This window comes from Streptomyces sp. NPDC056347 (assembly GCF_042262625.1).
GTDB lineage: Bacteria > Actinomycetota > Actinomycetes > Streptomycetales > Streptomycetaceae > Streptomyces.
In genome coordinates, this window is the sequence record NZ_JBHJQP010000169.1 from 6,132 (window position 1) to 17,222 (window position 11,091).

At 70.7% G+C, this 11,091-nt stretch carries 10 protein-coding genes; 5 read left to right on the forward strand and 5 right to left on the reverse strand.

Annotated features, from left to right (window positions below):
- Positions 1-261: 261 nt before the first annotated feature.
- Positions 262-1,791: a helix-turn-helix domain-containing protein gene (locus ACFCV8_RS29440; RefSeq protein WP_376688512.1), complete on the forward strand. Its 1,530-nt coding sequence runs from the start codon at positions 262-264 to the stop codon at positions 1,789-1,791.
- A gap of 100 nt (positions 1,792-1,891) precedes the next feature.
- Here ACFCV8_RS29440 and ACFCV8_RS29445 read toward each other — a convergent pair whose 3' ends face one another.
- The 4 genes from ACFCV8_RS29445 to ACFCV8_RS29460 all read right to left on the reverse strand — a co-directional run bounded on the left by ACFCV8_RS29445 (position 1,892) and on the right by ACFCV8_RS29460 (position 4,487).
- A complete protein-coding gene (locus ACFCV8_RS29445) occupies positions 1,892-2,425 on the reverse strand; it encodes a hypothetical protein (RefSeq protein ID WP_376688513.1) in 534 nt (177 codons plus the stop codon).
- Positions 2,426-2,486: 61 nt separating this feature from the next.
- Complete coding sequence (locus tag ACFCV8_RS29450) at positions 2,487-2,873, reverse strand: peptidoglycan-binding protein (RefSeq protein ID WP_376688514.1); 387 nt, start codon at positions 2,871-2,873, stop codon at positions 2,487-2,489.
- A 62-nt stretch (positions 2,874-2,935) separates the two neighbouring features.
- Positions 2,936-4,033, reverse strand: coding sequence for a peptidoglycan-binding protein (locus ACFCV8_RS29455; protein WP_376688515.1), 1,098 nt, complete (start codon positions 4,031-4,033; stop codon positions 2,936-2,938).
- A gap of 70 nt (positions 4,034-4,103) precedes the next feature.
- Entirely contained in the window at positions 4,104-4,487 is a 384-nt protein-coding gene (locus ACFCV8_RS29460; RefSeq protein WP_376688516.1) for a peptidase inhibitor family I36 protein, read from the reverse strand.
- A 251-nt stretch (positions 4,488-4,738) separates the two neighbouring features.
- Between ACFCV8_RS29460 and ACFCV8_RS29465 the strand changes: the two genes are divergently transcribed.
- Positions 4,739-5,890, forward strand: a complete 1,152-nt coding sequence (locus tag ACFCV8_RS29465) for a sensor histidine kinase (protein WP_376688517.1) — start codon at positions 4,739-4,741, stop codon at positions 5,888-5,890.
- A gap of 169 nt (positions 5,891-6,059) precedes the next feature.
- Here the strand turns inward: ACFCV8_RS29465 and ACFCV8_RS29470 are convergent, their stop codons facing one another.
- Entirely contained in the window at positions 6,060-6,731 is a 672-nt protein-coding gene (locus ACFCV8_RS29470; protein WP_376688521.1) for a response regulator, read from the reverse strand.
- Between the two features lie 566 nt (positions 6,732-7,297).
- Here ACFCV8_RS29470 and ACFCV8_RS29475 point away from each other — a divergent pair.
- From ACFCV8_RS29475 to ACFCV8_RS29485, 3 genes are all read left to right on the forward strand, one after another.
- Positions 7,298-8,710 carry a family 2B encapsulin nanocompartment shell protein gene (locus tag ACFCV8_RS29475; protein WP_376688518.1) on the forward strand — a complete coding sequence of 471 codons (1,413 nt, stop codon included), beginning with the start codon at positions 7,298-7,300 and terminating at the stop codon, positions 8,708-8,710.
- Between the two features lie 113 nt (positions 8,711-8,823).
- The gene (locus ACFCV8_RS29480; RefSeq protein WP_376688519.1) at positions 8,824-10,128 is read left to right on the forward strand and encodes a family 2 encapsulin nanocompartment cargo protein terpene cyclase; all 1,305 of its coding nucleotides are present in this window, start codon (positions 8,824-8,826) and stop codon (positions 10,126-10,128) included.
- A gap of 17 nt (positions 10,129-10,145) precedes the next feature.
- Complete coding sequence (locus ACFCV8_RS29485; protein ID WP_376688520.1) at positions 10,146-11,021, forward strand: geranyl diphosphate 2-C-methyltransferase; 876 nt, start codon at positions 10,146-10,148, stop codon at positions 11,019-11,021.
- The last annotated feature ends 70 nt before the right edge of the window (positions 11,022-11,091 follow it).

Genomic DNA, 11,091 nt, shown 5'->3' on the forward strand with positions numbered 1-11,091 from the left:
TTTCGTGCAGTGCCGTTTCCCGCGGCGCGGGTTGCCGCCCGCTGCCGGCCCCCCGGCGCTTCCGGCCGCCGCCTCCCCTGCCCCGTACGGACGCGCAACGCGGGCGGCCCCGGCGATCGGCGTGGACCATGGAAGGCACAACGTCCGGACAGTGCCCGCACGCACCTCCGGGCCACAACTGCCGTGCCGACACGCCCATGCGTCACCCGAATGCCGCACCCCACCGTTCGGCTCATCTCATATCTGAGATAACCTTTCGGCATGTCAGACGATTACCTCGTACGCATCGGCAAGCTCATACGTGACGCCCGCCAGCACCGGGGCTGGACGCAGAGCCAGCTCGCCGAGGCGCTCGGCACCAGCCAGAGCGCCGTGAACCGCATCGAGCGCGGCAATCAGAACATCAGCCTTGAGATGATCGCGCGCATCGGCGAGGCACTCGACAGCGAGATCGTGTCGCTCGGCTACGCCGGACCGATGCACCTGCGCGTGGTCGGCGGCCGTCGACTCTCCGGCTCCATCGACGTCAAGACGAGCAAGAACGCGTGCGTGGCACTGCTCTGCGCCTCGCTCCTCAACAAGGGCCGCACCGTGCTCCGCCGGGTGGCCCGCATCGAGGAGGTCTACCGCCTCCTGGAGGTGCTGAACTCCATCGGTGTGCGGACCCGCTGGATCAACGACGGGACCGACCTGGAGATCGTCCCGCCCGCCCGGCTCGACATGGACGCGATCGACGCGGACGCCGCCCGCCGGACCCGCTCCATCATCATGTTCCTCGGCCCGCTGCTGCACCGCATGGACCGCTTCAAGCTTCCGTACGCGGGCGGCTGCGACCTCGGCACGCGCACGATCGAGCCCCACATGATCGCGCTGCGCCGCTTCGGCCTGGAGATCGCCGCCACCGAGGGGATCTACCACGCCCAGGTCGACCACTCGGTCACCCCCGGCCGCCCCATCGTGCTGACCGAGCGCGGCGACACCGTGACCGAGAACGCCCTGCTGGCCGCCGCGCGGCACGACGGCACGACCGTCATCCGCAACGCCTCCTCCAACTACATGGTCCAGGACCTCTGCTTCTTCCTGGAGGCCCTGGGCATACGTGTGGACGGCATCGGTACGACGACCCTGATCGTGCACGGCGTCCCGCACATAGACGTGGACGTCGACTACTCCCCCTCCGAGGACCCGGTCGAGGCGATGAGCCTCCTCGCCGCCGCCGTCGTCACGGAGTCCGAGCTGACGATCCGCCGGGTGCCGATCGAGTTCCTGGAGATCGAGCTCGCGGTCCTGGAGGAGATGGGCGTCGACTGCGACCGCACGACGGAGTACGCCGCCGACAACGGCCGCACCCGCCTGGTCGACCTGACGGTCCGCCCCTCCAAGCTGGAGGCGCCGATCGACAAGATCCACCCCATGCCGTTCCCCGGGCTCAACATCGACAACGTGCCCTTCTTCGCGGCGATCGCCGCCTCGGCCCACGGTCAGACCCTCATCCACGACTGGGTCTACGACAACCGCGCCATCTACCTCACGGACCTGAACCGCCTCGGCGGCAGGCTCCAGCTCCTCGACCCGCACCGGGTGCTGGTCGAAGGCCCCACCCGCTGGCGCGCCGCCGAAATGATGTGCCCGCCCGCCCTGCGCCCGGCGGTGGTGGTCCTGCTCGCCATGATGGCGGCCGAGGGCACGTCCGTACTGCGCAACGTGTACGTCATCAACCGCGGTTACGAGGAGCTGGCGGAGCGGCTCAACTCCGTCGGCGCGCAGATCGAGATCTTCCGCGACATCTGACCGGTGCTCCGGCGCACGCCCCCGCCGCACCCCGTCCGAGCTCGACGCATGTCAGCCCGGACGGGGTGCGGCGGCGTCCTCGCGTCCGCGGCCCGCCGGGTCAGCAGCCGCCGCAGGTGTGGAAGGTCACGTCCCAGTGGTTGGACTCACGGGCGTAGATGTTGCCGGAGGCCGCCTTGTACTGGGCCGCGCCGTCGCTCCGGTCGGCGATGCGGGTGAAGGTGCCGGTGATGTAGTGGGTGAGGCAGCTGGTGGGGTCGAAGTCGAGCTTGTAGCCGTTCCAGTGGCTGTAGGTACCCGAGGCGTGGCCGGTTTCGGTGCCGCCGGTGATGGTCAGCGCGCACCCGCCGGCCTTCTTCAGGGTGATCGCGCCCAGCGCGCTGTTGAGGTTGAGCCCGCTGAAGGAGGTGCAGGTGGAGCGGTTACGGTCCGAGCAGTTGCCACTGGAGCGCCAGGCGACGCCGGCCGCCTTGAAACGAGCGCTCGCGTCGGCGTGGCTGAGCTTGGTCACGGCGGCGGCACCGGCCTGCGTCTGCTGTCCTCCGGTGTCCTGCGCGGCAGCTGCTGGAGTGACGAGGAGTCCGGCGGTCAGCAGGGCGGCCGCCCAGGCGCCGGCGATGGCCGTGGATCTCATGGCAGGTTTCCTTCCACTGCGGTGAGTGACGGGTAGGGGTGGGCCCGGTTCGGGCGGGGGATCAGCCGCAGCCGTAGCGCAGGTAGTACCAGGTGACGGGGCCGACGATGCCGTCCACGCTCACACGGCCACCGCACGCGCCGCTCTTGAGGCCTTTCTGGAACGCGATGACCGCGCTGCGGGTCGTGGGGCCGAACTGGCCGTCCACACCACTGGCCTTGAGGCGGCCCCAGCCGACCAGGAGGCACTGGGCCTCGGTGACCCGGCTGCCCGTATCGCCGTAGGCGGTGAGGGCTTCGCCGCTGTAGTAGGTGCGGTTGCACGGGTAGGTGGCCGCCTCGGCGGGGGCGGATACCACGGTGGCCAGGGCGAGGGAGCTCACGGCGAGGGCGCCGGACAGGAGGACGGCCGCGAGCCGGGGGCGGGGGCGATGGCGGGGGAAGGGCATTTCGGACTCCTTGTGGTTGTGGGTGGAAGAGGTCGCGCGCATTGGGTTCTGGGCTTTCCTTGTCAACTGGTCGCCACATGGCCGGTGTTGGGGCCGTCGATGCCTTCCGCGGCCAGTCCCCCGGCCCGCTGGAAGGACACCACCGCGGACTTGGTGCCCGCACCGAAGTCACCGTCCACGGCCGACGAAGCGCCGTGAGCGTTCAGCAGCGTCCGCGCGGCGCGCACGGTGCCGCCGCTGGAGCCGGACCGGACGGTGCCGATCAGGGCGGCCCGGCGCAGCGCCGCGTCACGCCGGGCGGCGTAGGCGTCGAGCCGGGTACGCGACGCGGCGACGACGGTCTTCTCGACGGCCGACTGGGCGTGCGCCACGGCGGTGAGGAGCCCGCCGGTCCGCTGGCAACGGGCATCGTTCCGGGCCAGCTCATCGGTCTGGCCCCGAGCCCGTCGGCGAGCGGCCCGGTCCTGGCCCGCGCGGGCCACGTAGTCGCTCGCCCGGGCGCGGGCCTCGCCGGGGTTCTTGCCGTGGAAGCCGTACTCGGCCATGCAAGCCGCCCACTTCCGCCGGGCGCGGCGCACCTCCGCGTCCGCCTGGACCCGGTTGACCACCTGGTTCGTCAAGGACTCGACGGTGTAGCGCAGTTGGGACCATCCGTCGCCGTACAGCCGCAGGCGGGCCCGGTAGGCGCAGCCGTCGGTACGCACGGAGAGCTCGCCGCCGCCGGGAAGTGCGAGCAGCTTTTCGTGGGCGGGTGTGCCCAGCAGGGCGTCCTCGTCCGCCCGGGGCAGCGTTCGGGCCGGGTTCGCGGGTCGGGCCGGTTCGTCGGCCGGCGAGTGGAACCCGTAGCCCTCGGCTCGCGCGGCGCGCACGGTGAGCAGCCCGTAGGGGGACTCGGGAACGCTCGGCGGTGCCGTCCCGCTCCGGGGAAGGGCATAGGTACGGCCCCGGTCCCGCATGCACCGGTTGGTCAGGTCGGTCTCGGCCCGGTCCAGTGCGAACTGCTGGCCAGGAGTGGCCAGGAAGCGGGCCAGGGGTGCGGGCGGCATGGCCTGGGCCGGTCCGGGTGCGGTGCGGCCGGGTTCGGACCAGCGCCATGCTCCGGCGACGGCGAGAGCGGCGAGCACACTCACCCACACCGCGGTCAGGCGTCGTTGCTGCACGGGATTGTCCCTTCGCACGGGCCGGTGCGTCCCTGTCGGGGCGCACCGGACGACGGGAGCCGGTCCGGTCCTACTTGCACCAGCGGTTGCTCTGCACCCCGGTGGTCCGGAACTCGGGGATGTTGTTCAGGTTGGGGTACCCCTCACCGCGCGAGAGGGTGTGCTTGTACCCCTGGTAGTACGTCTGGGAGAAGAGGTACGCCGTGCACTGTGTGCCGTTGTTGAAGATGGACTTCATGTAGCGGAACTTCGGGTACATCGTGAGGTCCTGGTTGTTGTCCGCGACCGGTCCGGGGCCCGTCGAGTCCTGGTAGTTGGAGCCCCGGTAGGCGCAGAGGTAGGTGTCCTTGCAGCCGTACTTGGTGGTCGCGTTGGCGGGCGCCGCCACCACCGCCCCCGACACCACGACGGCGGCCGCGACACCCACGGATGCGATTGCCCTGCGCAGGTTCATGTCTCTCTCCTTGCTCAGCAAGCTCTGATGTCTCGTGAACACCGCTCCCGGGGCGGGCCGGCCGGCCCGCCTGCCGCTGCGGTGTGACGTCCAGGACGCTACGGGCGGCATCGGGGGCAGGGCGTCCGCCGACGGTTCGACGCCGTCGTGAACTTCCGTCGCAGGAAGGGGCCAAGGGGTAAACCTCCGTTGCAGGCGGGGTCGTACCGTCGAGGGAGGCGGCCTGCCGCGGGCCCGGTTAGGGTGGGCGGATGAACGTGCGGGGATGGTCGGCCCGGATGCACGTGCCCGCCCTGGACGTCGCGCTCGCGCTCGGTCTCACGGTCACCAGCCTGCTGCTCGGCCGGGAGAAACCTCCCCCCGGGTGGCACAGCCTCGGCACCACCGGTCTCGTGCTGGTCTGCGCCGTCAATCTCGTCACGGTGGCGCGCAGGGTCGCCCCGGTCCTGGTGATGGCGGCGGTGTCCATCGGGTGGGCCGTGTACATCGCCGCCGGGTTCTGGCCCGTCGTCAACAGCCTGGCCGCGCTGCTGGCCCTCTACAGCGTCGCCGCCTCCCGGCCGCCGAGGGAGGCGGCCGGATGCGCGGGTGCGCTGGTGGCCGTCTGGCTGTACGCGGGACTGTCCAACCCGGCCGGCTCGATGGCGACGGTGGCGATGCAGGCGGTGGTGATGGCCGCGACCCTGTGGAAGTTCGGTGACAACGCCCGCCAGCTCGCCCTGCGCAATGCCGAGCTCGCCAGGCTCGCCGACCAGCTGCGCCGGGAGCAGGAGGAGCGCTCCAGGCACGCGGTGACCTACGAACGAGTGCGTATCGCACGCGAGTTGCACGACGTGGTCGCCCATCACCTGTCGGTCGTCTCCGTGCAGGCGGGTCTCGCGCAGTACGTCTTCGACTCCGACCGGGAAACGGCCCGCGGCGCCGTGGAGACCATCGCGTCGACCGGCCGCGAGGCGTTGGAGGAGGTCCGGCGGCTGCTGGTCCTGCTCCGGGCGCCGCTGGATACGGAGCCCTCCGCACCGGCGCCGGATCTCGGCAGCCTCGATGACCTGGCCGAGCGTGTCCGCGAATCCGGGGTCGCCGTATCGCTCCGGTTCAGCGGGCGGAAGCGGCCCCTGGCACCTGGTGCGGAGCTGTGCCTCCACCGTGTGGTGCAGGAGTCGCTGACCAATGTGCTGAAGCATGCCCCCGCCGCATCCGCGGTCGTACGGATCCACTACGGCGAGCACGAGGTGTCCGCGACCGTCACCGACGACGGCCCCGGCCCCACCGGCCCCACCCGCCCCGGCGGCGGACACGGCGTGGTCGGCATGCGTGAGCGGGCCAGGCTGTACGGCGGAACCCTCGCCGCCGGCCCCGGCCCGGACGGCGGCTTCGAGGTCGCGCTGACCCTACCGGTGTGAAGACGCGACGGGAGCCCGGCCATGGCCGGGACCGCCGGGTTGGACGGCCGGGATTCGGTGCACGACGGCCGGGCATCCCGACCCGGGCGGTTCCCCGGATCGGGACGGCCGGTGGAACCGGCCCCGGGCGGGCCGTCGGCCGGTGCCGGCCGCCGTACGCGCGGCCTGGTCAGGCCGGGAAGGGCGAGGGCCCGCCGATGGTGACGAGGCCGGTCTCGTACGCGATCACGACGGCCTGGGCCCGGCTGCGCAGGTCGAGCTTGGTCATCAGGCGGTGGAGGTGCGTCTTGACGGTGGATTCCGACACATGGATCCGGCGGGCGATGTCGTCGTTCGGCAGGCCCGTGCCCACGAGCTTCAGTACCTCCACTTCGCGGTCGGTGAGTCGGTCGAGGACACCGGGAGCGTTCGTTCGCGGCGGGAGCGTGGCCGTACGGGATTCGACGAGCTTCTTCAGCCGGGCCGGTGCGACGAGAATGTCCGCGGAGAGGCTGGCCGAAACAGCCCCGAGGAGTTGCTCGGGCGGCATGTCCTTGAGGAGGAATCCGCTGCATCCCGCCCTGAGGGCGGCATAGACGTAGTCGTCCTCGTCGAAGGTGGTCAGCACGACGATGCGGGGGCGCGGCCGCAGGCCGAGGGCGAGGATCTGCTGGGCCGCGGCGAGCCCGGTCATGCCGGGCATGCGGATGTCCATCAGGACGAGGTCGGGGTGCTGTCGGCGTGCGGTCTCGATCGCGCAGGGCCCGGTTCCGGCCTCGCCGATGGGGCCGAAGTGCGGTTGGGTGCGCAGCAGCGCGACGATGCCGGCGCGGATGAGGTGTTGGTCGTCGGCCACAACGATGCCTGGCACAGTACCCCCCGGTCCGCGCCCCGATCACGGGGACACGATCACTTCTCGGTCCGCGCCCGTGGGACAGCCCGCGCTGTCCCCCTCGGCGCGTGGCTCCGTGGTCGCGGAGCCGTCCCCGATCCTGGCGTGTTCACACATGCCGTTCAACGCGACACCCGAGCCGGGCGGGAGCATCTTCCGGACATCTTCGCCCCGGCCGCTGCCGGTGTTCCCGGCCCACGACGCCGCTGACCGCGGGCGACCGGCACACAGATACTCACGCGCCGCCGCGTCGCGGTTCCCCTCGGCACGGAGATCGGGCGACGAGGACGCCGGGACCTCACCGGGGTATTGATCCGGTACGGCTGGAACATGTCGATACTCGAACAAACATCACACGGACACGATCATCGTATCGAGTTAATGTCAGCGGCTTTCCTTGCTTCGGAGGGCGAAGCGGCTACTAGGGTTCCCCTGGATCTGGACGGATTCCCTTCCGGATACCCCTTTTCCTTCCAATGACCCGATGGCGTCCGCATACGTGTGTGTCAGCGCCCTCAGCAAGGGGAGCTTGCCCGATGACGGTTGGATCGAGCCCGGAAGTACGGCCGGAGCTGCCCCGGCAGTCCAGTCTGGGTACGGCGGCTGCCCGCAATCTCGCCACCACGACCAAATCCGCCCCGCAGATGCAGGAGATCACCTCCCGCTGGCTGCTGCGGATGCTCCCCTGGGTGGAGGCCAAGGGCGGGACGTACCGGGTGAACCGCCGTCTGAGTTACGTGGTCGGCGACGGGACCGTGGAGTTCGTCCAGGAGGGCGCCCGGGTCCGGGTGATCCCCCGTGAACTCGGTGAACTGGCCCTGCTGCGCGGCTTCGACGACCCGGAGGTGCTGACGGCGCTCGCCGAGCGGTGCGTCCAGCGCGACTTCCGGGCGGGCGAGACGCTGGCCGTGCGCGGGACCCCCGCCGACCGGCTCCATCTGATCGCCCACGGCCGCGTCGGCCAGGCCTCCCCCGGCGCGTACGGCGACACGGTCGCCCTGGACGTACTCGCCGACGGCGACCGGTTCGGCGAGCACGCCCTGCTGGACGAGGAAGCCCGTTGGGGCCGCACCGTCACCGCCGAGACCTCCGGCACACTGCTCACGCTGTCGCGTGCCGACTTCGCGGCCGTGCGTTCCGCCGCACCCGGCCTCCGGGCCCATCTCGAAGCGTTCTCCTCGCTCTCCCGCCAGCGGCAGAACCACCGCGGCGAGGCGGAGATCCCGATGTCGGCCGGTCACGTCGGCGAACAGGAACTGCCCGGCGCGTTCGTCGACTACGAACTGAAGCCCCGCGAATACGAGCTCTCGGTCGCCCAGACCGTACTGCGCGTGCACACCAGGGTCGCCGACCTCTACAACGGGCCGATGAACCAGATGGAGGAGCAACTCAGGCTCACCGTCGAGGCCTTGCGCGAGCGCCAGGAGCACGAGCTCATCAACGACCGGGAGTTCGGCCTGCTCCACAACGCCGACTTCAAACAGCGCATCCAGCCCCACTCCGGCCCGCCCACCCCGGACGACCTGGACGAACTGCTCTGCCGGCGCCGCGGTTCCAAGTTCTTCCTCGCACACCCCCGGACGATCGCGGCGATCGGCCGCGAGTTCAACGCGCGAGGACTCCGGCCGGACCACGTCGACCTCGACGGCCTGCGGGTCACGTCCTGGCGCGGGGTTCCGATCCTGCCCTGCGACAAGATCCCCGTCACACCGGAGATGACCAGCTCGATCCTGGTCATGCGCACCGGCGAGGACAAGCAGGGCGTCATCGGTCTGCACCGGACCGGGCTGCCGGACGAGTACGAACCGGGCCTGTCGGTCCGTTTCATGGGCATCGACGAGAAGGCCATGACGTCCTACCTCGTCAGTACCTACTACTCCGCCGCGATCCTCGTGCCGGACGCGGTCGGTGTCCTGGAGAACGTACAGATCGCCCGTCGGCCCGAATAACGGCCCCGGCCCGAACGGTTTCGCCACGCACTCCGGTTCCCGGGGAAGCCGTGCGCGCCGCCAGGGCCCCGGGACAGCCGCCCCACCCCCATCAAGGAGCCAAGGAGCCATCGATGCCCGCGCCTGAGCTGCCACCACCGCAGACGAGCCTGCCGGAGGCCGCGTCCCGCTTCGGGGCGCACGTACTGGCCGCAGCCGCGACCCACGCCCGTGACGTCAGGGCCGCCGTCGGTGCACCCTCCCTCCCCGCCGCTCCTCCCCTTCCCGCGGCACCAGCACTCCCCTCCCCGGCCACCGGGGTGCCGCAGCCGGCCGCCGGGCCGCTGGACCGGGTCCTGCGCGGCCCCAGCGGCCTGGGCACCGCGAGCCTGCGCCTGACCCTGCGGGGCGACGGGTCCGCCACGGCCCCGAATACGGCCGCGGGTGCGGGTGCGGCCGAGGGCACTCCCGTACCCGGCCTGTACTTCCACCCCGTGCCGGAGCCCGACCCGGTGCGGGTCGAGGAGGTCAGCCACAGGATCAAGTCCTGGGCGCTGGACGAGGTCTCCCTCTATCCCGACGACTGGGAGGAGGAGTTCGACGGCTTCTCCGTCGGCCGTTACATGGTCGGCTGTCATCCGGACGCGCCCAGCGTCGACCACCTGATGCTCGCCACCCGCCTGATGGTGGCCGAGAACGCGGTGGACGACTGCTACTGCGAGGACCACGGGGGCTCACCCGACGGGCTCGGCGAACGCCTTCTGCTCGCACACACCGCCCTCGACCCCGTGCACACGACGGAGGAGTACCAGCCGCGGTGGGGGAAGTCGCTCCACGCGGACGCGCCCCGCCGGGCCTACCGCTCCGCCATGGAGTACTTCGTCCGTGCGGCCAGCCCCTCCCAGGCGGACCGGTTCCGGCACGACATGGCCCGGCTGCACATGGGGTACCTCGCCGAAGCGGCCTGGGCCCAGATGGACCACGTACCGGAGGTGTGGGAGTACCTGGCGATGCGCCAGTTCAACAACTTCCGGCCCTGTCCCACCATCACCGACACGGTCGGTGGCTACGAACTGCCCGCGGACCTGCACGCGCAGGACGCCATGCAGAAGGTCATCGCGCTCGCGGGCAACGCGACGACCATCGTGAACGACCTGTACTCGTACACCAAGGAGCTCAACACTCCCGGCAGGCACCTGAACCTGCCCGTGGTGATCGCCGAACGCGAGGGCCTTTCCGACCGGCAGGCCTATCTGAAGTCGGTCGAGGTCCACAACGACCTCATGCACGCCTTCGAGCGCGAAGCCTCGGCCCTGGCCGCCGACTGTCCCGTACCGCAGGTGCTGCGGTTCCTGCGGGGCGTGGCCGCCTGGGTCGACGGAAACCACAACTGGCACCAGTCCAACACCTACCGCTACAGCCTGCCCGATTTCTGGTAAAGAGAATGGATTCACCTGTGACCAACACCGAGCTCACCGCCGCTTCCCCGAGCGTCCCCAACCCGGCGACGCCGTACCAGGGGGACATCGCCCGCTACTGGGACGGGGAGGCCCGGCCCGTGAACCTGCGGCTCGGCGACGTGGACGGCCTCTACCACCACCACTACGGCATCGGTGAGATCGACCGCGCCGCCCTCGGTACCCCCGAGGACAGCGAGAGCGAGAAGAAGCTGATCTCGGAGCTCCACCGGCTGGAGTCGGCGCAGGCCGACTTCCTCCTGGCGAACCTGGGCGACATCGGGCCCGACGACACCCTGGTGGACGCGGGCTGCGGCCGCGGCGGCTCGATGGTGATGGCGCACCAGCGCTTCGGATGCAAGGTCGAGGGCGTCACGCTGTCGGCCAAGCAGGCCGAGTTCGCCAACGGCCGCGCACGTGACCTCGGCATCGAGGACCATGTCCGCGCCCGCGTCTGCAACATGCTCGACATGCCCTTCGAGACCGGTTCGACCGCGGCGTCGTGGAACAACGAGTCGAGCATGTACGTCGATCTGCACGACCTCTTCGCCGAGCACTCCCGCGTCCTCTCGGTCGGCGGCCGCTACGTGACCATCACGGGCTGCTGGAACCCGCGTTACGGCCAGCCCTCGAAGTGGGTCTCGCAGATCAACGCGCACTTCGAGTGCAACATCCACTCGCGCCGGGAGTACCTGCGCGCCATGGCCGACAACCGCCTCGTGCCGCAGGCCGTCATCGACCTCACCCCCGACACGCTCCCCTACTGGGAGCTGCGGGCCACGTCCTCGCTGGTCACCGGGATCGAGGAAGCCTTCATCAACTCGTACAAGGACAGGTCCTTCCAGTACGTCCTCATCGCGGCCGACCGTGTCTGACCGGCATCCGGCGGGCGTCTGACCCGCCGCCGGCCGTGAGGGCCCGCTCCGACACGACGGTGTCGGAGCG

Coding starts and splice junctions, on each gene's coding strand:
- ACFCV8_RS29475 (WP_376688518.1), top strand. CDS start 7,298: ATGACGGTTGGATCGAGCCCGGAAGTACGGCCGGAGCTGCCCCGGCAG.
- ACFCV8_RS29460 (WP_376688516.1), bottom strand. CDS start 4,487: ATGAACCTGCGCAGGGCAATCGCATCCGTGGGTGTCGCGGCCGCCGTC.
- ACFCV8_RS29480 (WP_376688519.1), top strand. CDS start 8,824: ATGCCCGCGCCTGAGCTGCCACCACCGCAGACGAGCCTGCCGGAGGCC.
- ACFCV8_RS29445 (WP_376688513.1), bottom strand. CDS start 2,425: ATGAGATCCACGGCCATCGCCGGCGCCTGGGCGGCCGCCCTGCTGACC.
- ACFCV8_RS29440 (WP_376688512.1), top strand. CDS start 262: ATGTCAGACGATTACCTCGTACGCATCGGCAAGCTCATACGTGACGCC.
- ACFCV8_RS29465 (WP_376688517.1), top strand. CDS start 4,739: ATGAACGTGCGGGGATGGTCGGCCCGGATGCACGTGCCCGCCCTGGAC.
- ACFCV8_RS29450 (WP_376688514.1), bottom strand. CDS start 2,873: ATGCCCTTCCCCCGCCATCGCCCCCGCCCCCGGCTCGCGGCCGTCCTC.